Source organism: Bacillus sp. RC242, from assembly GCF_044908245.1.
Classification (GTDB): Bacteria; Bacillota; Bacilli; order Bacillales; family Bacillaceae_G; genus Bacillus_A; species Bacillus_A mycoides.
Genome location: NZ_JBIYCZ010000009.1, coordinates 126,398 through 151,052, shown reverse-complemented (window position 1 = coordinate 151,052; position 24,655 = coordinate 126,398). Strand labels below are relative to the sequence as shown.

The window sequence follows — 24,655 nt, the reverse complement described above, 5'->3', positions numbered from 1 at the left end:
CTCTTTTCTATGTAGTTCATTAATTTTTTGAAGTCAAATCATCAGTTACAACGTGATCAGCATCTTCAATGGTTGTTTCGGGCATTCCATATAAGCCGTTCATTGCTTGTTCTTCGATATTAAGATTTGCAGTATTATTATTTTGAATAGATGTAGTGTTTTCGATAACATTTTCTTTTTTATTTACATTTTTGTCATTCATGTTTGAATCCTCCAAACGTCATTTGATTTATCCCGCATTAACGGGCAGTAAGACCTCCACCTCAAAATTCGGCGAAAACAAAGAAGTTAGGTGGGGGATCAACTGCCCGTAAAAGCCCGATTGGTTCAACTAATAATCAGTGGGGGATGAAGTGCCCCCCACTGATTAAAGTTTCACTTTATTAATAGTATGTGGATGGATTTCAAGAAATATGTGAATGGATTTTTGCAAAGTTATATAATTAAATAAAAACTTGAGTATAAATTTAAACTGTAAGGAGTGAACAAGTGTGGTGAAAACAAGAAAGTTAGCCTTCTAAAATAAAAATAAAATTTTAGGAGGCTATTAAAATGAAGTTTCATGTAATTGACAGAGAAAATTGGAATAGAGAGCAGTATTTTGAACATTATTTAAAATTAAAGTGTTCGTTTAGTATGACAGCGAATGTTGATATTACGATGATGCTAGAGGAAATACATCAAAAGGAAATTAAATTTTATCCGACTTCTATTTATGTAATTTCTAGAGTGATAAATAAACATACAGAATTTCGAACATGTTTTAATGATGAAGGAGTTTTAGGGTATTGGGAGGAAATGATACCTAGTTATACAATCTTTCATAAAGATGATAAATCTTTTTCAAGTATATGGACGGATTATTCTAGCGATTTCCACATTTTCTATAAAAACTATGAAGAGGATATGAGATGTTATGCTAATGTTCATGGTTTCTTCACGAAAGAAAATATTCCGCCAAATTTTTTTTCAATTTCTGGTATACCTTGGACTAGTTTTACAGGATTTAATTTAAATATTAATAATGATGGTGATTCTTTATTACCAATTATTACTTGTGGGAAATATTTCAATGATGGAAGCAGGGTTATGCTACCTGTTTCATTGCAAGTACATCATGCGGTTTGTGATGGATATCATGCGAGTCGATTTATAGAGGATTTACAGGAGCTAGCTAATACTTGTAACCTTAAGTAATATCTAAGTATTAATTATATAAAATTGAAAATGAATAAGCGTTAAAATAAAAAGAAGAGAACATATGTATATTACATGTGCTCTTCTTTTTATTCATTCATATTAAGTAACAGTGGAAAATATAGGTTGATTTGTAGTTTAATAGTAAAGAGAGTGATTAATTTTAAAATTCTTTATTTTATAATTATTTAAGGGTTCAAATGTTTTAATAGGGGGAAGGTAAAGTGAAATTCATACGTATTGAAAAAGATGAAATCCTAATTAATAATATGGCAAAATTGTATTGTAAAGCATTTGAGAAAACAAATTTTACTGAAATGATTGAGAGAATGAAAAGACATATAGAATATGCAGATTTTAAAGGTATAGTAGCAATAAATGATGAAAATGAGGTAGTTGGTTTTACTTATGGTTATCGCTCATTAGAAGGGCAGTACTATAATCAATTAATGAGAGAAGCGTTAAATCTAGAACAAGCAGACGAATGGTTACAAGATTGTTTTGAATTTGTAGAGTTAGCAGTTCACCCACAATATCGAAATGAAGGTCTTGGAATGAAATTACATAATGAATTATTAGAAGGGATTTCAAATAGAACGAGTATTCTAACAACACAAATAAACAATGAAAAAGCGCGTTCTTTATATAAAAGATTGGATTGGGTGGATGTATTAGAGCCATTTCACCCAAGTAAAAGTGATGCCCCATATGTAATAATGGGAAAAATATTAAAGACAAAAGTAAATTAATAACTATATCGTTCACAAAAGTTATCGGTTTATAACAATGAAGGGGAAAACAAAAATGACAATAATATCTATAGAAAAAGCTACAATTTTAGATGCTGAAAAGTTAACAGAAATAATGAAAAGAACATTTGATGAAGAAGCAAAGCGATGGTTATACGGCCAAGGTGATGTAATTGATTATAACATTCAACCGCCAGGATATTCTTCAGTTGAAATGATGAAATATTCAATTGAAGAATTGGATACTTACAAAGTGATAATGGATGAAAAAGTAATCGGGGGAATTATAGTTACGATCTCTGGTAAATCGTACGGAAGAATCGATCGTATTTTTGTAGAGCCTTTTCTTCAAGGAAAAGGAATTGGATCGCGGGTTATTAAGTTAATAGAAGAAAAATTTCCGAACATAAGGATTTGGGATCTTGAAACATCTAGTAGACAAATTAATAATCATCATTTTTATAAAAAAATGGGCTATGAAATAATTTTTAAATCTGAAGATGAGTATTGCTATGTAAAAAGAAAAAATGTAGATGCAGTTGGAGAGAACCTAATTAAAAATAAAGATATGAAAAATGGTCAATACGAAAACTGTAATTTGGTTAATACAGAATATTATCAAGTAAATTTAAAAAATAGTGCATTTGTTGGTAGTAATATAATGCATATGAATATGAGTAATTGTAATATAAGTCAATCAACCTTTAGGAATATTAATTTTAGAAATTCCTTATATGCAGATTTAAATATTTCTGGCAGTAAATTTAATTTTGTGACTTTAGGTGGAGTTCAATTTAGAGATACAAGCCTTGGAGAGGATAAAGATCCTATTTCATTTGATAGATGTGATTTGGAAAGTACTACAATACGTAGTAGTAATCTGAAAAATATTGAAATAGAAAATTGTGATATTACCGGTATGAAAATAAATGGTATTTCAGTAGAAGAACTGCTTGAGTTGTATAATAGGGTGAAAAATTAAATAAAAAATCACTTAGCATATTCTAAGTGATTTTTTCATTTTGAACGAGAGGGAATATAAGAGATGATGTTCAAAAAGCGAATATTATATCGAAATAATTATATAAAAATAACACAAAGAAATAAGGGTTGGCAGGATTTTAATATGGGATATTAGAATATGAATATTTGAATGGAGGGGAGAAAGATGGAGATTAACGTTAGAGCAGTAGAAATACAAGATGCTAGAGCAATTCATCGTATATGCATACAAGATGATGTTTTACCTTATATGGTTTTCTTACCTAGTATGCGTGTAGATGCAATGGAGAATAGAATTCGAAATTTAGCACAGAATCAATTTGAATTTGTAGCAGAATATGATGGAGAAGTTGTTGGATTTGTCGGTTTAACCCAAAGTCCAGGGCGAAGATCTCACTCGGGTGATTTATTCATCGGAGTAGATAGTGAGTATCACAATAAAGGAATTGGAAAAGCACTTCTTACAAAAATGCTTGATTTAGCTGATAATTGGCTAATGTTAGAACGAGTGGAACTTGGTGTATTAGAAACGAATCCTAGAGCCAAAGTATTATATGAAAAATTTGGATTTATCAAAGAGGGTGTAAAGGTTGGGAATTTGAAGGCTCATGGGAATTTTGTTAACGAAATCATGATGAGTCGTTTTAGACCAAATGGTTTGATTGTACATAATAAATAGGGGTGTAAATTGAACAGAAATATCGATTTGTTTTGAAAAAAGTATGGCAAAAGGACGCCATGCTTTTTTCAGTTTATTAAAAATAAAGAACAATTTTTATTTAAAGGATGTTTTAACGGATGAAGCATTAGGAATCATCTTAATCCGGAAAGCATATGACTTAATAGAATCTATTTCTATGTGCAAGGGGAATGCATTTGTGGAAATTTCAAAAACCTTGAAAAAACGATTGCATAAGTATATTTAAATTTTATTTATTTTCATACATAGTATAATTGAGCATTCAAGGAACAAGGAGTGATTGTAATGTCGACAGACCAACCTATTCCTGGACATTTTATTATGGACCCACAGCGAGCTATGCTGTTGCCACCGGAATTGAAAGCAGCTCCATCTGAATCATTAACAGAACAATTATTTATTGAACGATCTATAACTGAAAATAGATTTTGGTTACGTATTATGAAAGAGCATGCTTTGTTTCTTGGTGAGGGGTTTAATCGTAACGATAAAAATTTAATTCAGCAAGTAGAACAGTTTTATAATCAGTTTGATAGGCAGCTGCAAAAAGCATTTACTATTCCACAAACTGTTCAAGCGGTAAGGCAATTAAATGAAGAGAGCATTCAGTTAGTGTATGCTTTTCGTAATTATAAAAGAAACTTACTAATTTTAATCATCAATTGTAAAGTGAAAGGGTTTAATTTTCCACTTTTAGTGGATCATGTTGCACGAGAAGCGGAATATTTTATGCGGACACTTCAAAAGTTTAATGAAGGCAAGATGGATCCTATTCAAGATGCGATTATTAGCGAGAATGTTTTCTGGTTACGAATTATGATGGAACACTCACGTTTTATTGCTTCATTACTGGATCAATCGGAGAGAAATCTTGTTCATACAGCGTTGAAATTTGGAGATGATTTTGAAATTCTTCTTAATCAAGCTAGAGATGTTGAATCGATGTTATATCAAAAAGAACCGACATATCCGATTATAGGAAAAATGAATAAAGATAGTGAAAATGCTACTGTTGAGTTAAGGAATTTCAAAAAAGCAGGATTAGAGTTAATTCAAACATGTCAAATTCGAAATGTCATAAATCCATTGCTTGCTGATCATGTTACAAGAGAGGCAGAGCATTTCCTCTTTATGATTCATGTATTGGAGCAAAGGCTAAAGCAAAAGCAAGTGGAACAATCTCCGCAATAATAAATAAACAAGAAAAGCATGGCAAACTAATGACATGCTTTTCTTGTTTATCCCGCTATTTGTGGGCAGTAAAACCCCCACTGATTAAAGTTTCACTTTATAAATTGTGATTTGGTTGTTTCGGTTGTAATAAAAATATTGCTAATCCAATGAAAATAAGTAGAATTCCTAGTCCTTGCTGTAAAGAAATTGTTTCATCTAAAATGAAATAGGCTAAAATACAAGTTCCAATTGTCTCTCCTAAAATACTCATCGAGATAACAGTAGCGCTCATCCATTTTAATAACCAATTAAAAATTGTTTGTCCTAAAATCGTTGCAATGAATGCAAGACCTATAAAGGACCACCATGTTTGTGTAGTGTAATTGAAGAAAGATGACTGCTGTGTGTAAGCAAATATACCGAGAAAGAGTGAACTACTGCCATAACTAATTACCGAGTACGGTATTAGGGATAGGTCTTTACGAACATGTTGACTAATGAAAAAGTAAGCTGTTATGACGCCAGCAGCAATAAAAGCTAAAATATCGCCGTATAAAGCCTCACCACTAATTTGAAAATCTTGCCACCCAATCACGATACTTCCTGAAATTGCAATAAGGCAGCCTATAATTGCACCTTTCGTAAACCGTTCCTTAAATAAAAAATAACCACCGACCATTGAAAATAAAGGTTGCAACGTTACGATAACTGTAGAACTTGCTACAGAAGTATACTGTAATGATTCAAACCATAGTACATAATGAGCTGCTAGAAATAATCCAGATAAGAGTCCAAATCCCCATTGTTTTTTTGATAATGAGCAAAGTTCGCTTCGATTGTTTGTATTAAATATTAGAAACGGTAAAAGAATTACCGTAGCAAACAATAATCGATAAAAAGCAGTGATTGCTGCAGGGGCATCGGCTATTTTTACGAAGATAGCTGAAGTAGATAAGGTGAACACGCCAAAAAATAAGATGAAATATGAAAGAATAGGTGATTTCAAAGTTTGTCCCTCCGATTGGTTGTTTATTATAATGAACTGTATATAATATAATGTACAAAAGTTAGTATATAAGCCTAAGCTGAAATAAGGAAGGATTAATTGCCACTGTTTAGTATGTCAGCACAAAAGGGACAAAAGATGTATTATGATGGACGAAAGGAAGTTGTAACAATGATTCATTATCGGCTAGGTCAAACTGTTTTAAGTTATCGTAAGAAAAATAATATGACAATTCGTGAATTTGCTGATTATGCAGGAATCAGTACTTCACTTATTAGTCAAATTGAAAGAGGACATGCCAATCCTTCTTTAAATGTATTGGAATTAATAGCGAAAGCATTAAATGTACCGCTGTTTACTCTTTTTATTAATGATATTGATACAGACTCACTTATTTCTAAGAAGAAAGATCGGAAAAAAGTATATCGAGAAAATAATGATCATATTGTTTATGATGTGTTAACACCAGATTTTATGAAAGCTCGCATTGAAATGTTAATGATGGATTTAAACGGATATGCAAATACAACAGAAAGTCACTATTCCCACGAAGATAAGGAAGAAATTGCAGTTGTAATGAAAGGGGAAGTGTATGTGGAATTGGAAGGGAATGAATATTTTTTAGAAGAAGGAGATGTTGTGCGTATTCCACCGAACGTGAAACATAGATTTTTGAATAAGAGTGATGAAATGAATCACATCTTATTTGTATTAACACCTTCGTTAAGCTAAGGAAGTAGCTTAACGATACATACTAAGTGGTAACATAATAGAAAGTATCAATTACATAAAGATTCGTGTGTATAATAAAACAACTATCTATAAATACATACACATTTGATTTTCACTTTGTATGTTTAAGAAGATGAGAGACTTGACAAAAAATTAAGATAGTTCCATGACTATCAAACCAAATAATTCAGATAAACAAAGAGTGGAAATTTTTAAGGCTTTGGCAGGAGTAAAACGAGAAATTGTTCGTTATTTATTTCATAATCAAAACAAACACAATTGTGGAAGATTGAGACTGCATTAGGGATGAATAAGTATCATCTCAAAATATTATTAGAAGCAAATTTAATTCTTGTTGAGCGACAGGGGAAATTTTAATTTATAACTATAAAGGAGGAAACTTTTCAAGAGTTTTCACCTGGCTTTTTGCCGACTTTGTAGATGCCAAAAAACCATTTTTATTAGGGTTTGGAGGGGATAAGAGAGATGGAAAATATAAGTGTATTAAAAGATGGGCTTTCAATTATATCTCAATGTAAAAAAGAAACAAATGATATTTGGCATGCACATTTCGGAGCAGCTGCCATTGCTAGTTATTTTTTTACGAAAAACAATAACATTGATGAAAAAACTGTCTGTAACATTTATTCTCAAACGAAAATGATGCTCCATAAGCAAAGGTTAGGCGAAACAATTGATAATAAACAAGGTGTCGATTATCAAAGTGCTGAAGAAACGATAATTAAATCTTTGGAACAAACGATTGATGAACTCCATTGGGTTGGTCATAATGTAATTTACGCTTCTTTAAGTTTACTAGCCATTAAGGAGTTAAGTCATTGGGGGAGTGAGCAAGATATTAATAATATAGCAAACCTTATATTATCGTTTCAAAAAACAATTCCCGGTAGATCTTGGATTGGTTTTACAACTAAAGAAGTAAAGCAACTAATTATAAATAATGAGGAGATTCAAAGCGAAATTAAAAACCCGAAGCAATTATCTGAATTTATTTTAAATGAATTATCTGAATTTAATGTTATATATAAGGCAGAATCACATCACGATTTAATTGGTCATATGCTTACCTTCTCACATGCGATTAATATATTATATGACTTAGGGCATATAGAATTATTTCAACGAGGAATAAAACCACTATTAAAGCTAGTTTATGTACTTAGAAAAAGTCGCAATTTAATGCCGAATGCCCAAATAATATTGAATTCTTCTGTAGATCGTTTACCTCTTACAAAAGCAAAACAAGTTGATACACTTCCGCTAGATAATGCATTCTGGCTTAAAGACTACAGCGAATTTAATTGGGATTTTGGACACATATTTAAATTTTCATATAGTTATTTTGATCACTTAACAAGGGTTCCAGAATATAAAGATAAAACATTTGAAAAATTCTGTTGTATTATTAATGAGTAAAAGTGTCTAACTTTAAATTAATAGTAAATGGTACACATTCATAAACTAATATATTTATAAAAAATGGTAGAAAATTATAATGACCTGTAATAATAGGCTTAGTTTAAGTCTCTTTTTTTGTTAGTAGTATATTGTTTTTTCAAATATGTAAGATTTTACATTAGCATGAGACTTTTACTTATTATGTAAGTAGGCTATACTAAAATACATATATTTTGAAATTGGAGCGAATAAAGACGACATGGAATTAGTGAAGTTAGAAAAAATAATTGAATTGAAAAAAGAAGAATTATTGAATCTAGTCTCAAATTATGGACTTCAACATGAAAAAGTAATAGCACTCAGCCAAGAAATTGACAAATTAATAAACTGGTTTATGTTTTTAAAATAGAAAGAACTATGACGTGAGTTGAATATGTTATAGTTCTTTTTTATTCATATATATTGTCTAATTTCTTACAGAATGCGCAAGCTGCTAGTCGACTATGATAATTTTTGGTTATAATAATAAAGGAATTATTAATTGTATCGGTTAGGGGCGCAGCAAATATGAAAACAGTCGTTGTCATCGGTGGAGGTATTACTGGACTTTCTACTATGTTTTATTTAGAAAAATTAAATAAGGATTATAATATAGATTTAAATTTAATCCTTATTGAGAAAGAAGAGTATTTAGGTGGTAAAATCCACAGTGTGGAAGAAAATGATTTTATTATGGAATCTGGAGCAGATTCTATTGTAGCTCGTAATGAACATGTTTTGCCGCTTGTAAAAGATTTAAATTTAGAAAATGAAATGGTATATAACGAAACAGGTATTTCTTACATATACTCTGATAACATATTACATCCAATTCCTGCTGACACTATATTTGGGATTCCTATGAGTGTTGAATCATTATTTAGCAGTACGCTAGTCTCAAAAAAAGGGAAAATCGTTGCTTTAAAAGATTTTATTACGAAAAATAAGGAGTTTACAAAGGATACATCACTTGCTCTATTTTTAGAAAGCTTTTTAGGGAAAGAGTTAGTGGAAAGACAAATTGCACCTGTGCTTTCAGGTGTATATTCTGGTAAATTGAATGAGCTTACAATGGCATCTACGTTACCATATTTACTTGAGTATAAAAATAAATATGGAAGTATTATTAAAGGTTTTGAAGAGAATAAAAAACAATTTCAGTCAGCAGGAAATAAAAAGTTTGTATCATTTAAAAGTGGACTATCTACGATTATTAATCGCTTAGAAGAAGTGCTGACGGAGACTGTCATTAATAAAGGTGCTGTAACAACAGTGATAAGTAAAAAAGGGGATCGGTATGAGGTTTCTTTTGCAAATCATGAGACAATACAAGCTGATTATGTCGTTTTAGCAGCTCCACATGATATCGCACAAACGTTATTACAGTCTAATGAGTTAAATGAGCATTTTAATAAATTTAAAAATTCATCGCTTATAAGTATTTACTTAGGTTTTGACATACTAGATGAACAACTACCGGCTGATGGCACAGGTTTTATCGTAACGGAAAACAGTGATTTACATTGTGATGCTTGCACATGGACAAGCAGGAAGTGGAAACATACATCTGGTAAACACAAGCTATTAGTAAGAATGTTTTATAAGAGCACTAATCCAGTATATGAAACGATCAAAAGTTATAGTGAAGAAGAATTAGTACGAGTTGCTTTATATGATATTGAAAAGAGCCTCGGAATTAAAGGTGAACCGGAAGTAATTGAAGTTACAAATTGGAAAGATTTAATGCCGAAATATCATTTAGAACATAATCAAGCTGTTCAATCATTACAAGAAAAATTGGCCGTGCTTTATCCTAATGTATACTTAGCTGGTGCTTCATATTACGGTGTAGGAATTGGTGCTTGTATTGGAAACGGAAAGAATACTGCCAATGAAATAATTACGACATTGAATGAACAGTCAAAATAATAATATTGAATACATATGTAAATGAAATGTCCCTCCAACATAATGGAGGGACATTTCATTTGTGATTATTTAACATTAATTACAATCTTTTTATGATTGGCTGTATTCTCTTTAATAGTTAATGTTATTTTTCCAGATTCTTCAAAGGAATACGGTGAGAGCCGATAAAGTTCTTTAATACTATGTTTTTCTTTTAATTTATTTGTAGGAATTAATGTTATATTAGGCTTCCATGTTTCCTGTTTGCCTGAAGGGTAGTCTACTATTATTTCTGGATTATTTAATTGTATTGTTTCCCAAGAGACAAAATACAGTTCAACTTCTGCATTTTTTTTTAGTAATTCTTCTGAGAAATAACCAAACTCACCAACATTACCAAAAACAGTGAAATTTTGATTTTGCAATTTAATATCTAAATATCTAGGTTGATATGTTGCTGCGTGATACATTCCGTATGAAAGAGAGAGTGTGGCAGCGATTAATATACCAACTGAAAATGTCTTAAAGCTATTTCCTTTAAAACTTGTCATCATAAATGAGTTTGGTGTGAATTTTTTTGCGAATAAAAAAATGAGTAAAATGAGCAAGAGGGATAAGCCAATGAAAATATACATAAAGTTTAAGCACCTCCGTAAGAAATATTTACTGTTTTTCTATATTTTAACATGAGAAGGTATAAATTAGGGGTGGTTTTTAGAGGGGAATTAATAAATACAACGAAGTTATATATTATTAATAGGATAAACATCGCTAGAAATATTTGATTTGTGGGACATTAAGGACTTTCCTAATTATAAATACTTTTTCTGCTATAATAAATGAGTAGAGAGAAAGGAGTGATCCTATGGTATTTCCTATGTTAGAAACAGAACGCTTGCGCTTAGTTGAAATAGAACAATCTTATTGTCAAAAAATATATGAAATATTCTCATTAGTTGAGGTAACGTGTTATTACGGTATGAATTCTTTTACTGAGTTTGGACAAGCTTCACGTATGATTGAATCTTTTTCAAAAAATTACTTTGAGAAAAAGGCAATGCGTTGGGGGATTGTATTAAAAGACACAAATAATTTAGTAGGAACAATTGGATTAAATAATTTACAACTTTGGAGTAAACGCTCAGAAATTGGATATGATTTGCATCCTCGTTATTGGGGGAATGGTTATGCTTCTGAAGCTGCTCGAGAAATTATTACTTATGGATTTCGAGATTTAGGCTTATTTAGAATTGGAGCTATTACATATCCTGAAAATATAACTTCGTGTAATATGTTATCTAAATTAGGTTTTCAACAAGAAGGGCTGTTACGTGGATACATTCATCAAGGAAATAAACAACACGATGCATTAATGTATTCTATTGTACGAACAGATGTAGAGGATATTCATTATTAATAAAAAAGCCCCTCTTATTTAAAATAAGAGGGGCTTGTAAAAATCAACCTATTTTAGGTAATAAACGTTCTCCGCTTTTCATACTACTTTTACATAAAGGGCATTTAGGCTCTTCTTCAAATGAAAAGTTCTTTCTCATCCATCCTAAACAATCCTCTGATTCACATTCCCAAACAGGGGTTTGTTCTGGTGGTACTTCTGCTACATCGTTCTTTCGATTGCGATACATATAACCACTCCTTTTATGTAAAAATTTTTAGTTATATATTAAAAAGGTTGTTAACCGAGCTGGTAACAACCTTTTTATTGATTGAATTATAGCTTTACAACGTTTTTAGCTTGAGGTCCACGGTTACCGTCTTCAACTTCGAAGCTAACTTCTTGACCTTCGTCAAGAGATTTGAAGCCGTCGCCAGTGATAGCTGAGAAGTGAACGAATACGTCGCTACCGTCTGCAACTTCGATGAAACCGAAACCTTTTTCGCTGTTAAACCATTTTACTTTACCTGTTAATGTCATGGTAATGCCTCCTAAAATTTAAAAAGATTACAATATGATCGGCCTTATTCGATTGGAAATAAAAGTTCACATATTATCAAAAATCCATAAGGAGTACAAAACATTCCTGATTGATACTTGATAATATGCAAAGAAAATATAGTGCTAAATTGACCTTAATTACTATCTTACAACAAATGGTGGGAAATAGCAAGTGTTGGGAAAATCAAGAAAAAATAGGGGGTTTTATAGCAAAAGGCACAAAGACATCTCTTTTATTTATATATTATGCCTAATTTGGATTTATGCTAAACTGAGAACATTTTAATTAATAAGTATGTATAAGGGAAAGGATATATATATTTAAGAACAGTTGTGATTTATTTGTTTAGGAGGAGAGAATATTGCGAAATACTCAATTTAAAATAATCGAAGCTGCGAAAGAAGGAAGAAGAAAAGTTCATCCTATTTTAGCTGTAATACTAGCTATTGTATTTTTAACTTTAGGTGAATTTTTTATGTTATTTATGCTGTTTTTACCGAAAGCGGATACATCATTTGCAAAGGCAATTTATAATAATATTGAGATGATATTAACGTTTGGTGGGGCTATATTTTTTATTTTTTTATGGATTAGGTTTGTAGAGAAAAGGTCATTTTCATCCATTGGTTTTTGGAAAATGCAATGGATGAGAAAGTATTTGAGAGGTGCGTTAATAGGATTTGTCTTCATTTCAATACCAGTAATTGTACTTGTATTAACAGGTATTGTAAAACTACAAATGCAACAAATTACGGCAACCGCCATATTTGGTATTGTAGGATCTTTAATTGCTTTTTTAATACAAGGTGCAACGGAAGAAATTATTGTACGAGGCTGGTTGTTTCCAGTTATTTCTGCTAGAAGTCGTATATGGGTTGGGATTATAGTGACGTCCTTTTTATTTGGTTTTCTTCATTTACTTAATCCAGGTATTACAATTCTTTCAATATCGAATATAATATTAGTTGGTGTATTTGCAGCATTTTACGTTTTAAAAGACAGTAGTCTTTGGGGGATATGCGCGTGGCATTCCATTTGGAATTGGGCGCAATATAACGTCTATGGTTTTGCAGTTAGTGGCATGACGATATATTCAACGCCGCTATTTAAGCCTGTAACAAATGGGTCAGAAGTGCTTTATGGAGGCTCATTTGGTATTGAAGGTAGTATCATTACAACAATAATGCTTTCTATCGCTTCAATTGTTTTATGGAGACAGTTATGGGGGAAAAATGCGAAGCAAAGAGATTTAAGTTAATGAAAGTGGGAGAAACTATGGGGATTATAGCATTTGAGGGAGCAAGTGCTGTTGGTAAGAGCAGTACGTGTCGTGAGTTAGAAAAAAATTACGGTGCATTTATTATACCTGAAGTTAATCTATTATTTGAAAGACCAAAAAATGAACATAGAACATGGTATTTTGAAAAACAAGTAGAGCGCTGGAATATAGCAATGCAGAAGTCGCAGCAATATGAGTTAGTAATACTCGATGGTGATATTTAGCAGCCACATAGTTATAATTGGTGTTTCCATTTTGATATATTTAATCAGCCGTTATCTTTAATAGAAAACTTTTATAAAGAAAAGATAATTAACGAAGAAATTGGTTTTCCAGATCAATATTTTTATTTATATACAAGTGATGAAGAGCTTAGAAAACGGAAAGAGTCTGATGGGACGAAAAAAAGAAGAAACTTTGAAAAACATTTACATATATCTAAAGCATTTCAGCGTTATTATGAAAATTTAAATAACGTCACAGACGGGTACTGTAAATTGATTGAAGCAAAAAGTATAAAGTCGAATGAATTAGAAATTGTGAAAAGTTTAAACAGCTTAAACGTGTGTGAAGAAAGACGTTTTGATGTTTCGAGGTTAGATGCTATTACGGAGTGGTTAAAAGAGAATCGAGCATAAAGTAAAAACAACGAGTGTTTTAGAAGGCGCTCGTTGTTTTTTTGTTTCCATATAAATATAAAGGGAAATTTTGTAGAATATCTTTATTTTTTAACAGAATAATCTTTCAATTTCACAAAAAAAGAAATACAATATAAGGAAATATATATAAATAATATGATAGGAGATGGGATGAACTATTTTGAATGAAGGAACTGTTTTATATAAGAAATAATGAGGTAGTAAGAACAGAGATATTTGGGAGGAAACAAGCAAGATGAAAACATTATTTAAAATCATAGGAATTATAGCTGGTATGGCGGTAATCGGGGTAGGTGTAACGTATGGTATGCTGTATTATCTGAATAATAGTAAACCAGCTGCGAAAAAGGAATCACCAGCCGCTCCGGCAGTAGAAGTGCTAGCTGATAGTAATGTAAAAGCCGAAGATGCAAAAATGTTAGAAAATGGTAATTATTCATTGCCGAATAGTGGTTTTAATAAAAATTTCAAATGGACAGATGAGAACATACAGACAGCATTACATGAAATGGCACATCAAAAAGCGAAAGCTGATCAAAAATGGGGCTATATTTTTATTACACAAGAACGTATTGAAAGTTTACTTGAAATTATAAATAGTAATGATGTTGCACAAAAAAGTACATATGTGGATATTTTAGAACGATGGAAACAAGGAAAATATGAAAAGGTTGATGTGGACCACAACAAGATTTGGAAATTACAAAGTGGGAATTTAGGAGAAGGAAAAGGAGTAATGTCAGAAAAGGAGCAAAAAGAATTAATTAATCAAGTTTTTATACAAAAAGGTACATATTCAGGTAGTAAATTAATTGCAGGTGAGGTACAAGTTAATAAATAATATACATATTGATTTTGAAACACCTGTATTGTTATTACTCGCTTACTTTTCTAGTTTCTCTAATCCTTCCGTTTTCTCAAGTGAATGTGAACTTTAAAAATAGTGAATATACTTATTTTGGAGAGAAGAGAAAAGTGAGTTGATTCCTAAAGATTAAAAAGGAATAAGATGGTAAAATGAAGGGAGTGAAAATAGACAGGAGGGGTTGATATTGCTACAAGTCATGTTACCATTTGTTCTTATCTTATTTCTAGTCGCTTCGATGTATATAACTTATCAAAAAAGAAAAAAAGCGGGGATAAAAGGATTAAAAAGTTCATTAACTTCTATTTGTTGCTTTTTAATTGCAATCTTAAATTTGTTTGCATATTGGCTTCATTTTGGCGGTATTTTTACTTGGCTAGTCTCAATTGTATTGTTGCTAGTAGGGGCATATTTTACAAAATATATTCCAATCTCAAAAAAGGTACACTAAAATTATATGAGTTTATACGTATCGGTTTTATTTCATAATGAAAAGAGATTATTCTATTAGGTCGTTGTGCAGCGGCTTCATAGGATAATCTCTTTTTATGCTTTTTTTTGTAGAGAATGTACTGTTATTTTTAGTTGCTCAATAAATTCCCGGGTAGAAGCGCACATATATTTATCTTTTCTATAAATAAGTCCTATATCTATTGTTAGAGTGGGGTTTTCAATTTTAATAGCTTGTATGTGCTCACTTTGCAAAAAGTCTATATACGGTTTTGGTAACACTGTAATTCCCATTCCTTTTGAGACCATTTGAATTAAAGATTCCATTGTACTAATTTCTAAAATTGGTTTTGGTTTAAAGTTAAAGTTTTGACAATGAGATGTAATTAGTTCAGTTAAAAAGAAATTTTTAGGTAAAAGAATTAAAGGATAGTTCTGTAATTCTGCAATAGATACACGATCATGTTCAGTTAAAGTATGACCGGTTGGCACGACTAATGTAAGTTCACTTTTATATAGTGGGATAGAAACAATCTCTTTATCTTGCACTGGAAGAAATGTAATGCCAATATCTAATTCATTTTGTAATAATTTTTCACGAATTTCCCCTGTACGAAGACCTAATACAGAAAGTTCAATATTCGGATATAAATTATTGAAATTTAAAATGGCTGGTGGTAGTAGATAATTTACGACGGTTAACAATGAGCCGATTGTTAAGAATCCATGTTGTAATCCGTTTAAATCTTGAATGGCAGAGCGGGCTTGTTCGACTTCGTGAAAGATTGTTTTACTGTGCGATAATAAAACTTTTCCTGCTTCAGTTAAAGATATTTTTTTACCAATTCGATCAAAAAGTGGCATTCCTACTTCATGTTCTAATGCACGTATTTGTTGGCTTAGTGAAGGTTGTGAAATATTTAATTTCTCGGCTGCTCTTGTGAAATGTAATTCTTTCGAAACAGCTAAAAAGTATTCTAATTGTCGTAATTCGATTGAAATCACCTCAAGTTTAACCATAGGATATACCTATCATTATTATATAAATAATTGAATTGAACAATGGTTTTGTAGGATTTATAATCATTTTATCAGAAGTGGATTCTCAAGTTATCTATCAGTTTGAAAAGTTGTGTCGTGAGTAAGAGGAGGGATTAAAATGACTAAAGCATATGAAGTCCTATCTCTAAATATAGGACTGCCAAAAGAGGTTATGTATGGTGGGAAGTTAATTCAAACAGGGATAAATAAAAAGCAAGTAAAGGAACCTGTTTTTTTATCATTTTTAAAGCTTAATGGAGATGGACAGGCGGATTTAGTTCATCATGGAGGGGTAGATAAAGCGGTTTGTGTTTATACTGGTGATCACTATCCGTACTGGGAAAAAGAATTGAATCAGGAACTTGTATATGGGGCTTTCGGTGAAAATATAACAGTAAGCGGAATGCGTGAAGAAGATGTTTGTATTGGTGACACGTTTCAACTCGGAGAAGCGATTGTACAAGTAACGCAGCCAAGACAACCTTGTTTTAAATTAGCAAAGAAATATAATATTCCAAAGCTACCATTATATTTTCAAGATACAGGATACACAGGTTTTTATTTTCGAGTATTAAAAGAAGGATGGATATTACCGGTAGATACTTTAAAATTGTTGAAGCCTGATCCAAAAGGTGTGTCAGTTTCGTTTGCGAATCGCATAATGCATAAAGAAAAACAAAACTCTGAAGGATTAAAAAGGATTTTAGAAGTAAATGCACTGTCTACTAGTTGGAGAAAGACGTTTGAAAAGCGTATTAGGGGCGAAGAAATTAGTACGAAGGAGCGACTTGAAGGAACAAAATAATAAGTGAATAATATTTTTATAAATGGTGCATTTCTATTAGTAAAAGCTAGTTAGAAAGCATTATTTTTATATAATAAACTTATTAATATTCAACAATCTCAATGTTGGTTTATTCGACTTAGTTTTAAAGAGTCAAAACATAAAATTAATTAGATGATTTTTTTATGTTTTATGATATTATATTGAATTATAAGGACTATTTTTTGGGTAGGTCTTATAAGCTTATATAATTTAATGGAATCGACGTATGGAGGTACAACATGGGTAATGTTGAAAAGGTTGCAAATATTCTATTTGAAGAACCGAATAGAGAGCAGTTATTTCCTTTATTTGAAAAAGTGTTTGGGATTACGAGTCAAACATTACATGATTTTTCAGAGAAAGGATATTGGGATAATACATTTAAAGCATTTTCATATTTACAAGATGGTAATGCGATTGCAAATGTTGCGGTATTTTCACTCCCGTTACTAATTAACGGTGAAAAAATAAATGCAGCGGGTATTCAATCGGTAATGACACATCCGGATTTTCGTAGACAAGGGCTAATGACACAATTGCTTAATAAGATGCTAGAAGAAATAGATAAGCAATGTGAATGTGCTTTCTTGTTTACTGAAACCCCTGAACTATATAAATCATTTGGATTTCAAGTGGTGCAGGAATATCTGATGACTATACCGTATGATATAAAGAATAATAAAGATTCTATACTTAGAAAGCTAGATTTTTATAATGAAGAGGATAGAATTTTAATAAATGAAATCATTGAAAATAGTCAAAGACTTTCTAATATGTTTTCGACAATAAATTATCAATCTTCATTTTATTTGAAAATGTATGACTTAAAATGGAATGAGAAACTGTATTATTCTAAGAAACTAGATGCGATCATTGTTTATGAAGTAGAAAATGAAAAGCTAAAGTTATATGGAGTATTTGCGCCAGTACTTCCGATTTTAGATGAACTATGTGAGGAGATCTCTGAATCATTTACAGAGATTGAATTTTATTTTTGCCCAGATCAATTAGGGATTGATGATGTACAATATACAGAATTACAGTCTAGTAAATCTTTGATGGTTCGAAGTAATAAAGAATTAGATTTTAAAGGACATAAATTCCCAGTTTTAACGGAGTTTTAAATGTTTATATAGATGCTTTTGATGGAGGATAAAGGTAATAATCCTAGTGAACTATTCACCACTTAGCAAAGCTAGAAGTGGGAGCTTCTCAGTTCCACGACGAAAGTAACCTTTCGTCTCCATGAGTGTTACTTCGGGGCGATCCACCCCTAGATGTCCAACGCTTGGATGCTCTCTTTATACGGTTGATATTTTACGCAGGAACCGAATGGCTTGGTTTTCGCACGCTATTTTCTTCCTGCAACCTTCTATATCAAGTTATCAAAGAACTCCATAAAGCTAGTTTAGCAAAAGTTTTTGGCTATGCCAAACCGAAATTCATCTAAAATAATGATTCGCGATTGAATTTTACAATTGAACAAATATAAATAAAAACCGCATTCTTTCTATTAAGAATGTGGTTTTTTATTTACGTAAGATAAAGCACATTTATTGACCGGGAAGTCATAAATGCTTATCATTTAATAATGTTAAATATTAATTTACCTAATATAATAGGACTAATGGAGAAATTACAGACTATATCGCTCAAATAAGGAGGAATATAAATTATTCGATGGTAATTTCATGAAAAAAGGAGATTGTGTATGAAATCATTTCGCAAGTTGTTACAGTATTTAAAACCATACATGTTCTTCGCTATTATTGGACCGCTATTTATGGTACTTGAGGTTGCGATGGACTTAATTCAACCGACAATAATGCAACATATTATTGATGTTGGAATTGCAAACCGGGATTTGAATTATGTAATAAAAATGGGGCTTCTTATGATAGGAGCAGCAGCAATCGGTTTAGTTGGAGGACTTGGTTGTATGATGTATTCTACAAAAGCTGCTGTTAATTTCGCTACAGACATACGAAAAGATGTGTTTGCGAAAATAGAAACATTTTCTAGCAAAAATCGTGATTCATTTGGAACAGGTAAATTATTAACAATCGTGACAAATGATATTACATCTATTCAATCGGCAATGACGATGACGTTACGTGTACTTGTCCGTGGACCGTTATTATTTATTGGAAGTATCATTATAGTCTTTGTAACAGCGAGAGACCTATTTCCAATTTTACTTGTTGTGGTACCCGTATTATTAGTTGCAATTGTATTGATTGCAGGTCAATCGAGCGGTTCATTTAAGCGAGTACAAGAAGCATTAGATAAAGTAAACACAAAGCTACAAGAAAATTTATCCGGTGTACGTGTTATAAAAGCATATGTAAGACAAAAATATGAAATCGCACAGTTTGAGAAAGTTAATACAAGTTTAACTGAAATAAATATTCGTGCAATACAAATTATTTCATTGATGATGCCAATTATTATGCTAGTTGTAAATAGCGGAATTGTAGCAACTTTATGGATTGGTGGCGAGAAAGTTTTTAACGGTACACTCCAAGTAGGGGCCATTTTAGCTTTTATTAACTATTTAAATATCATTTTAATGTCACTTATGTCTATTAGTATGGTATTTATTCAAATTGCCCGTGCTTTTCCATCAGCTGATCGTGTACAACAAGTCTTACATACTGAAGTTGATATTACAACTGAAGGCGACGTATATGAACCAAAACAAGTGGGCGGTAATGTAGAGTTTAAAAATGTTAGCTATAGTTATACGAAAAATAATGAATATGTTTTAAAAGATATTTCATTTACTGTACGTAAAGGTGAAAAAATAGGGATTATTGGATCGACCGGAAGTGGTAAATCTACATTGGCGAAACTATTGCCACGACTTTACGATGTTGATCAAGGTGAAATATGTATAGATGATGTTAATGTGAAAGCATACGATTTGCAAAAACTTCGTGCTTCCATTGGCTTCGTTCCACAAAAGGCACTTCTTTTTTCAGGCAGTATAGAAGAGAATTTACGTTATGGCAAAGAAGATGCAACTTATGATGAATTGGAATTAGCATCTTCATCTGCTTGTGCGACTGAGTTTATCAATAAGCTGGAAGACTCTTATGAATATAACTTAACACAAGGTGCAACCAATCTATCTGGTGGTCAAAAACAACGTATATCTATTGCAAGAGCCCTAGTGAGAAAGCCATCTATTCTTGTATTAGACGATTCTACATCGGCAGTTGATGCGAAGTCAGAAGCTGTAATACAGGAAGCGTTAAGGGCAAGATATAGTGGCACAACGACATTTTTAATTGCATCAAAAATATCTTCTATTATAGATGCTGATAAAATCCTCGTTTTGAATAACGGTGAATTAGTTGGAAATGGTACGCATGAGGATTTATTGGCAACTTGTGAAGTGTATCAGGAAATTTATCTTTCCCAAGGTGGTAGCCTGCAGCAAGAAGGAGGGGAAGAGCATGCGTAATTTTCAAGGACAATTTGGAAATAAAGGTGGACGTAACAATCCGAAAACGGGAAAAACAAAGAATACTAAAGGAACTATAATGCGAGTATGGAACTATATGGGGTATCAAAAAGCATCTCTTATGTTCGTTATTATTCTTGTATTTATCACGACATTACTAGGTTTACTTGGGCCATATTATATGGGGGTCATCATTGATGAATACATTGTACCGAAGGATTTAAGCGGGACAGCGAGAATGTGCATGCTGCTCATTGCGATATATGGGATAACCGTATTGTTAACATGGTTACAAACATTTGTAATGATTAATGTTGCATTAAAGACGATACAAAAAATACGACAAGATATTTTTGGGAAAATCCAAACACTTTCTCTACGATTCTTTGATGTACGTTCTCAAGGTGATTTAATGAGCCGTGTGACAAATGATATTGATAACTTAAATCAAGCTTTGACACAAAGTGTTGTGCAAATCATTTCATCAGCGTTAACGTTTATAGGTGTAACAATTGCGATGTTTTCATTAGATTGGATTTTAGCGATTGTAACTTTAATTACAGTACCTATTATGTTTTTCGTTACGAAAAAACTAGTTGCTTATAGTGGGAAAAACTTTGCGAAGCGTCAAAAGGATTTAGGAGAATTAAATGGATTTATTGAGGAAGCCATTACAGGTGCAGACGTAACTACGTTATACGGAAAAGAAAAAGAAACCGTACATAACTTCAATAAAATTAACGAACAGCTAAGAATTTCAGCAACGAAGGCTGAAACGTTTTCAGCATTTATTTTTCCAAGTATGAACTTTATTAATAACTTAGGAATGGGGCTTGTAATTGGAACTGGATCGGTAATGGTATTAAACGGAATGACAACAGTAGGTGTCATTGCAGCTTTTATTAATTATTCTCGACAATTTTCAAGGCCACTTAGTCAATTTGCAACTTTAATGAATACGATTCAAGCGGCAGTTGCTGGAGGAGAACGTGTCTTTGAAATTATGGATGAAGTACCAGAAATTCAAAATAAAAAAGATGCAGTACTTGTACAAAATTTACAAGGACATGTTAGGCTTGAGAAAGTTTCATTTGGATACGCACAGGACAACATGATTTTAAAAGATGTGAGTCTCAAGGCGAATCCTGGGGAGACAATCGCTTTAGTCGGTCCAACTGGATCAGGAAAAACAACAATTATTAATTTGTTAACTCGCTTTTATGACATTCAAAAAGGGCAAATTAGCATTGATGAAAAAGATATAAAGGATTATGATATTAATTCTTTGCGGAGTAAAATAGGGGTTGTTTTACAAGATACGTATTTATTTGCAGGAACGATTATGGAAAATATTCGATATGGACGTTTAGATGCAAGTGATGAAGAAGTAGTTGCAGCAGCAAAAGCAGCATCAGCACATTCTTTTATAAAACATCTACCGAATCAATATGAAACGGAAATTGCTTCAGAAGGTTCGAATTTAAGTCAAGGACAAAAACAACTCCTTGCGATTGCACGAGCGATTTTAGCAGATGCAGATATATTAATTCTCGACGAAGCAACATCTAATATTGATACGAGAACAGAATTACAAATTCAATCTGGATTAAATAATTTAATGAGAGGGCGAACAAGTTTTGTAATCGCTCATCGGCTGAAAACGATTGAAAAAGCAGATCAAATACTTGTAATTAAAGATGGTAGTATTTTTGAAAGAGGAAATCACGAATCTCTTATGGAAGAGAAAGGATTCTACTTTGATTTGTATACGAGTCAGTTTAAAATTTAACAAAAATATTGATGTGGTGAGGTTTCTCTAGAAAAGAGAAACCTCATTTTTTATATTTGCAAACATTGCTATCCGAATAGTCTTTCACTGAATGTTTTAACAGCGTACTTTTGCAGTCTAGGTGAAAAGAGGTTGGCTTGATCATAAGGCTGGTGGTATGAAGTTGAGTAAATTTGAAGTAAGATTGATTCGGTGTTTGTTGCTTTGTTATGTTGGGGGGCAAGTCAGTTTGGTTTCAGCTTATATTTAGTGGGAAATGAACAAAAATCCGCTTCGATTAAAGCTATACGTTATTATTTTTTTGCAGAAAACTCCCGCCTTAAGGAGTGAATAGAGCAGAGTCCAATAAATAGGTGGGAGATTTGAGCTGACTAGGTAAAAACTTTAAGCATTTGTGACATATCGGAATTAGTTCGTTTCGATATGTCACAAATGGTATATAGAGTATCACCTCAACCCATGAATGAATTAGAACTATGAAATAGATTACTATTAAAAACAATCTAAGTTTTAAAAATATATAGAAAGGTAGTTTATAAGTAACCGGAATGAGTATAGAGCTAGTTTATAACGATTGATATAGCGCTGAAAACCAATAAAACAGCCATAATGATGTTAAATAATTGAGTATGTTGTAATAAAAGTTTTTGGAATATTGAACCAAACAGGCTCCAACTAAATGTACTCATTAAACCGACTACACCTAGAAATAATGAAAAAAGTAGAAAACTGGAATATGAATTGTAGTAAGGGAGAATAAAAGTAGAAACTACAGTCAGTCCGAATAATATCCCTTTAGAGTTAACAAACTGAAGAAAAATCCCCACTGTAAATAAGTTTTTATTATCTTTTTCATCGGGATCTGTACTGCCTTTACTAGTGAGTATTTTAATAGCTAGATATAGCATGTATGCTACTCCTAAAATTTTTAAAGGTAATTCGATTTTGGGTAAAATATTAATTAGTACGATATTAAAGAAACTACATAAAGAAGTGAGGAGGAAAAAACCGAAAGCTACTCCAAAGCAAAATTGCATGCTCCTTTTCAAACCAAGTTGATTTGCGTATGTCATAGCTAAAAAATTGTTAGGACCGGGTGTGAAGCTACTAATAAAAACAAATAATAAAAAAGAAAATAAAGGCATTTCAAAACCCCCTAAGTATTTTTCGTGTGTTATAATGACCGAAAAGAACAATATAACGTGTGCTTTTTATTATACATAACGGTCGTTATGTTGTATATAGTATAGGAGTGTTTTTTATGGAAGAAATTCAACTTATTTTGGCGAAAAATATAAAGGCAATACGTGAGAAAGAAAAATTAAGTTTAGAAAAGGTTTCCCAATTAACGGGTGTGAGTAAAACGATGATTGGACAAATTGAAAGAGGAGATTCAAGCCCGACACTAACAACGATATGGAAAATTGCGAATGGTTTAAAAGTGTCTTTTACGTCTTTAATTAATAATCCACAGCCTGATACGAAAGTGGTTTTACGAAACGATGTTCAAGTATTATCAGAAGACAATGGGAGATATAAAGTGTATCCTTCTTTTCCTTTTCAAGATGATAGGAACTTTGAAATCTATACGGTTGAAATTGAAAAGGAAGGAAAATTAAGTTCGGAAGGCCATAAAGAAGGGACCGAAGAATTTATAACGGTGTTTGAGGGAGAATTGACAATTGAAATAAATGATTCTCAATATACATTAAATAGCGGAGATTCAATTCGCTTTAAGGCGGATAGACCGCACTCTTATCATAATTCCGGACGAACGCTAACTCGGTTAAGTATGACCATTTATTATCCAGCTTCATAAACTTGCTATTTTATTTAAAATATAAAGAGATATGTTTTGATAAAACCATCTATAAGAGATAGTTTTATTTATTACAATTTACAAAAAAAGACACTCATTTGAGTGTCAACACAGTATTGCTCTCGCGTATAGGATTGGAGAATATTTCTCAAATACGTATTGAGATGGTTCGTAAAGGAGAAACTGTCTTCTTATTTAATGTAACATCAGCATGGGCGCAGTGTAAATTGATAATATATATACGGAAAATTTAGTAAAGATAGTTACTACTATGAATATAGTGAAATGTGTTTTTGTTGCTTAATCACTGTCGTGATAGTTACTAGTTTAGTATCTAAAAATGTTTATTAAAAAAAGAATGAATCATTTTTTAATCGATTCGTATAATTGTTAGAAAGGTACCTGTTGAACCACCTTCAACTAAATTAAAGATGGATAATATGCCGAATAATTGAAGTGAAATTGTATTACCAGCAAATAAATTGGTAATTAAATTATTATTATAATTTGAAGTTGATATTGCGGGAGTAAAAATAGATCTAGGAAGTGGAATGGAAGAGTTCAATAGTAGTTATAGC

At 31.7% G+C, this 24,655-nt stretch carries 25 protein-coding genes and 2 pseudogenes; 19 read left to right on the top strand and 8 right to left on the bottom strand.

Features of this window, described 5'->3' with window-relative positions:
- Positions 1-19: 19 nt before the first annotated feature.
- On the bottom strand, positions 20-202 hold the full coding sequence (locus ABH957_RS18130; protein ID WP_002012828.1) for a DUF4021 domain-containing protein: 183 nt from the start codon (positions 200-202) through the stop codon (positions 20-22).
- Between the two features lie 350 nt (positions 203-552).
- Between ABH957_RS18130 and catA the strand changes: the two genes are divergently transcribed.
- The 5 genes from catA to ABH957_RS18105 all read left to right on the top strand — a co-directional run bounded on the left by catA (position 553) and on the right by ABH957_RS18105 (position 4,839).
- Positions 553-1,197, top strand: a complete 645-nt coding sequence (gene catA, locus ABH957_RS18125; RefSeq protein ID WP_404455202.1) for a type A chloramphenicol O-acetyltransferase — start codon at positions 553-555, stop codon at positions 1,195-1,197.
- A 224-nt stretch (positions 1,198-1,421) separates the two neighbouring features.
- The gene (locus tag ABH957_RS18120; protein ID WP_002141727.1) at positions 1,422-1,946 is read left to right on the top strand and encodes a GNAT family N-acetyltransferase; all 525 of its coding nucleotides are present in this window, start codon (positions 1,422-1,424) and stop codon (positions 1,944-1,946) included.
- 37 nt (positions 1,947-1,983) lie between these two features.
- On the top strand, positions 1,984-2,928 hold the full coding sequence (locus ABH957_RS18115) for a GNAT family N-acetyltransferase (RefSeq protein WP_404455205.1): 945 nt from the start codon (positions 1,984-1,986) through the stop codon (positions 2,926-2,928).
- A gap of 186 nt (positions 2,929-3,114) precedes the next feature.
- Entirely contained in the window at positions 3,115-3,627 is a 513-nt protein-coding gene (locus ABH957_RS18110; protein ID WP_404511934.1) for a GNAT family N-acetyltransferase, read from the top strand.
- A gap of 306 nt (positions 3,628-3,933) precedes the next feature.
- The gene (locus ABH957_RS18105) at positions 3,934-4,839 is read left to right on the top strand and encodes a DUF2935 domain-containing protein (protein ID WP_002165842.1); all 906 of its coding nucleotides are present in this window, start codon (positions 3,934-3,936) and stop codon (positions 4,837-4,839) included.
- A 97-nt stretch (positions 4,840-4,936) separates the two neighbouring features.
- On the opposite strand, the gene ABH957_RS18100 is transcribed toward ABH957_RS18105, so the two are convergent.
- Positions 4,937-5,827: a DMT family transporter gene (locus ABH957_RS18100; protein ID WP_404511932.1), complete on the bottom strand. Its 891-nt coding sequence runs from the start codon at positions 5,825-5,827 to the stop codon at positions 4,937-4,939.
- Between the two features lie 114 nt (positions 5,828-5,941).
- Here ABH957_RS18100 and ABH957_RS18095 point away from each other — a divergent pair, with 114 nt between their 5' ends.
- From ABH957_RS18095 to ABH957_RS18080, 4 genes are all read left to right on the top strand, one after another.
- A complete protein-coding gene (locus ABH957_RS18095) occupies positions 5,942-6,559 on the top strand; it encodes a helix-turn-helix domain-containing protein (protein ID WP_002031957.1) in 618 nt (205 codons plus the stop codon).
- A 486-nt stretch (positions 6,560-7,045) separates the two neighbouring features.
- Positions 7,046-7,996 carry a hypothetical protein gene (locus ABH957_RS18090; RefSeq protein WP_404511930.1) on the top strand — a complete coding sequence of 317 codons (951 nt, stop codon included), beginning with the start codon at positions 7,046-7,048 and terminating at the stop codon, positions 7,994-7,996.
- A 241-nt stretch (positions 7,997-8,237) separates the two neighbouring features.
- Positions 8,238-8,387, top strand: a complete 150-nt coding sequence (locus tag ABH957_RS18085) for an aspartyl-phosphate phosphatase Spo0E family protein (RefSeq protein WP_002012842.1) — start codon at positions 8,238-8,240, stop codon at positions 8,385-8,387.
- Positions 8,388-8,545: 158 nt separating this feature from the next.
- Entirely contained in the window at positions 8,546-9,946 is a 1,401-nt protein-coding gene (locus ABH957_RS18080) for a protoporphyrinogen oxidase (protein WP_404511928.1), read from the top strand.
- A gap of 65 nt (positions 9,947-10,011) precedes the next feature.
- Here ABH957_RS18080 and ABH957_RS18075 read toward each other — a convergent pair whose 3' ends face one another.
- The gene (locus tag ABH957_RS18075) at positions 10,012-10,560 is read right to left on the bottom strand and encodes a hypothetical protein (RefSeq protein ID WP_404455215.1); all 549 of its coding nucleotides are present in this window, start codon (positions 10,558-10,560) and stop codon (positions 10,012-10,014) included.
- Between the two features lie 230 nt (positions 10,561-10,790).
- On the opposite strand from ABH957_RS18075, the gene ABH957_RS18070 reads away from it, so the two are divergent.
- A complete protein-coding gene (locus ABH957_RS18070; RefSeq protein WP_404511926.1) occupies positions 10,791-11,342 on the top strand; it encodes a GNAT family N-acetyltransferase in 552 nt (183 codons plus the stop codon).
- A 43-nt stretch (positions 11,343-11,385) separates the two neighbouring features.
- On the opposite strand, the gene ABH957_RS18065 is transcribed toward ABH957_RS18070, so the two are convergent.
- Together ABH957_RS18065 and cspD are read right to left on the bottom strand one after the other, a co-directional pair.
- The gene (locus ABH957_RS18065; RefSeq protein WP_000286202.1) at positions 11,386-11,571 is read right to left on the bottom strand and encodes a cold-shock protein; all 186 of its coding nucleotides are present in this window, start codon (positions 11,569-11,571) and stop codon (positions 11,386-11,388) included.
- Positions 11,572-11,657: 86 nt separating this feature from the next.
- Positions 11,658-11,861, bottom strand: coding sequence for a cold-shock protein CspD (cspD, locus tag ABH957_RS18060; RefSeq protein ID WP_002012849.1), 204 nt, complete (start codon positions 11,859-11,861; stop codon positions 11,658-11,660).
- A 383-nt stretch (positions 11,862-12,244) separates the two neighbouring features.
- Between cspD and ABH957_RS18055 the strand changes: the two genes are divergently transcribed.
- From ABH957_RS18055 to ABH957_RS18040, 4 genes and pseudogenes are all read left to right on the top strand, one after another.
- Positions 12,245-13,141 (top strand): CPBP family intramembrane glutamic endopeptidase, encoded by an 897-nt coding sequence (locus ABH957_RS18055; protein WP_404511924.1) that lies wholly within the window; start codon positions 12,245-12,247, stop codon positions 13,139-13,141.
- Positions 13,142-13,158: 17 nt separating this feature from the next.
- Positions 13,159-13,800 (top strand): annotated as a pseudogene (locus ABH957_RS18050) (nucleoside/nucleotide kinase family protein).
- A gap of 256 nt (positions 13,801-14,056) precedes the next feature.
- Positions 14,057-14,662 (top strand): PRK06770 family protein, encoded by a 606-nt coding sequence (locus ABH957_RS18045; RefSeq protein WP_404455218.1) that lies wholly within the window; start codon positions 14,057-14,059, stop codon positions 14,660-14,662.
- A 211-nt stretch (positions 14,663-14,873) separates the two neighbouring features.
- Positions 14,874-15,137, top strand: a complete 264-nt coding sequence (locus ABH957_RS18040; RefSeq protein ID WP_404490994.1) for a hypothetical protein — start codon at positions 14,874-14,876, stop codon at positions 15,135-15,137.
- Positions 15,138-15,232: 95 nt separating this feature from the next.
- Here ABH957_RS18040 and ABH957_RS18035 read toward each other — a convergent pair whose 3' ends face one another.
- Positions 15,233-16,141 carry a LysR family transcriptional regulator gene (locus ABH957_RS18035; RefSeq protein ID WP_404511964.1) on the bottom strand — a complete coding sequence of 303 codons (909 nt, stop codon included), beginning with the start codon at positions 16,139-16,141 and terminating at the stop codon, positions 15,233-15,235.
- 154 nt (positions 16,142-16,295) lie between these two features.
- Between ABH957_RS18035 and ABH957_RS18030 the strand changes: the two genes are divergently transcribed.
- From ABH957_RS18030 to ABH957_RS18015, 4 genes are all read left to right on the top strand, one after another.
- A complete protein-coding gene (locus ABH957_RS18030; RefSeq protein ID WP_404511922.1) occupies positions 16,296-16,982 on the top strand; it encodes an MOSC domain-containing protein in 687 nt (228 codons plus the stop codon).
- Positions 16,983-17,242: 260 nt separating this feature from the next.
- Positions 17,243-18,127, top strand: a complete 885-nt coding sequence (locus ABH957_RS18025; protein ID WP_404511920.1) for a GNAT family N-acetyltransferase — start codon at positions 17,243-17,245, stop codon at positions 18,125-18,127.
- Positions 18,128-18,714: 587 nt separating this feature from the next.
- A complete protein-coding gene (locus tag ABH957_RS18020; RefSeq protein WP_404511918.1) occupies positions 18,715-20,469 on the top strand; it encodes an ABC transporter ATP-binding protein in 1,755 nt (584 codons plus the stop codon).
- Positions 20,462-22,258, top strand: coding sequence for an ABC transporter ATP-binding protein (locus ABH957_RS18015; protein ID WP_404511916.1), 1,797 nt, complete (start codon positions 20,462-20,464; stop codon positions 22,256-22,258). The genes ABH957_RS18020 and ABH957_RS18015 overlap by 8 nt, the downstream gene beginning before the upstream one ends.
- A 560-nt stretch (positions 22,259-22,818) precedes the next feature.
- Here the strand turns inward: ABH957_RS18015 and ABH957_RS18010 are convergent.
- Positions 22,819-23,403 carry a LysE family transporter gene (locus tag ABH957_RS18010; RefSeq protein WP_404511914.1) on the bottom strand — a complete coding sequence of 195 codons (585 nt, stop codon included), beginning with the start codon at positions 23,401-23,403 and terminating at the stop codon, positions 22,819-22,821.
- A 59-nt stretch (positions 23,404-23,462) separates the two neighbouring features.
- Between ABH957_RS18010 and ABH957_RS18005 the strand changes: the two genes are divergently transcribed.
- On the top strand, positions 23,463-24,077 hold the full coding sequence (locus tag ABH957_RS18005; RefSeq protein WP_404511912.1) for a helix-turn-helix domain-containing protein: 615 nt from the start codon (positions 23,463-23,465) through the stop codon (positions 24,075-24,077).
- 370 nt (positions 24,078-24,447) lie between these two features.
- On the opposite strand, the pseudogene ABH957_RS18000 reads toward ABH957_RS18005, so the two are convergent.
- Positions 24,448-24,648 (bottom strand): annotated as a pseudogene (locus ABH957_RS18000) (BclA C-terminal domain-containing protein); the annotation flags it as partial.
- Between the last annotated feature and the right edge of the window lie 7 nt (positions 24,649-24,655).

Coding starts and splice junctions, on each gene's coding strand:
- ABH957_RS18130 (WP_002012828.1), bottom strand. CDS start 202: ATGAATGACAAAAATGTAAATAAAAAAGAAAATGTTATCGAAAACACT.
- catA (WP_404455202.1), top strand. CDS start 553: ATGAAGTTTCATGTAATTGACAGAGAAAATTGGAATAGAGAGCAGTAT.
- ABH957_RS18115 (WP_404455205.1), top strand. CDS start 1,984: ATGAAGGGGAAAACAAAAATGACAATAATATCTATAGAAAAAGCTACA.
- ABH957_RS18110 (WP_404511934.1), top strand. CDS start 3,115: ATGGAGATTAACGTTAGAGCAGTAGAAATACAAGATGCTAGAGCAATT.
- ABH957_RS18105 (WP_002165842.1), top strand. CDS start 3,934: ATGTCGACAGACCAACCTATTCCTGGACATTTTATTATGGACCCACAG.
- ABH957_RS18095 (WP_002031957.1), top strand. CDS start 5,942: ATGTCAGCACAAAAGGGACAAAAGATGTATTATGATGGACGAAAGGAA.
- ABH957_RS18090 (WP_404511930.1), top strand. CDS start 7,046: ATGGAAAATATAAGTGTATTAAAAGATGGGCTTTCAATTATATCTCAA.
- ABH957_RS18085 (WP_002012842.1), top strand. CDS start 8,238: ATGGAATTAGTGAAGTTAGAAAAAATAATTGAATTGAAAAAAGAAGAA.
- ABH957_RS18080 (WP_404511928.1), top strand. CDS start 8,546: ATGAAAACAGTCGTTGTCATCGGTGGAGGTATTACTGGACTTTCTACT.
- ABH957_RS18075 (WP_404455215.1), bottom strand. CDS start 10,560: ATGTATATTTTCATTGGCTTATCCCTCTTGCTCATTTTACTCATTTTT.
- ABH957_RS18070 (WP_404511926.1), top strand. CDS start 10,791: ATGGTATTTCCTATGTTAGAAACAGAACGCTTGCGCTTAGTTGAAATA.
- ABH957_RS18065 (WP_000286202.1), bottom strand. CDS start 11,571: ATGTATCGCAATCGAAAGAACGATGTAGCAGAAGTACCACCAGAACAA.
- cspD (WP_002012849.1), bottom strand. CDS start 11,861: ATGACATTAACAGGTAAAGTAAAATGGTTTAACAGCGAAAAAGGTTTC.
- ABH957_RS18045 (WP_404455218.1), top strand. CDS start 14,057: ATGAAAACATTATTTAAAATCATAGGAATTATAGCTGGTATGGCGGTA.
- ABH957_RS18030 (WP_404511922.1), top strand. CDS start 16,296: ATGACTAAAGCATATGAAGTCCTATCTCTAAATATAGGACTGCCAAAA.
- ABH957_RS18025 (WP_404511920.1), top strand. CDS start 17,243: ATGGGTAATGTTGAAAAGGTTGCAAATATTCTATTTGAAGAACCGAAT.
- ABH957_RS18020 (WP_404511918.1), top strand. CDS start 18,715: ATGAAATCATTTCGCAAGTTGTTACAGTATTTAAAACCATACATGTTC.
- ABH957_RS18015 (WP_404511916.1), top strand. CDS start 20,462: ATGCGTAATTTTCAAGGACAATTTGGAAATAAAGGTGGACGTAACAAT.
- ABH957_RS18010 (WP_404511914.1), bottom strand. CDS start 23,403: ATGCCTTTATTTTCTTTTTTATTATTTGTTTTTATTAGTAGCTTCACA.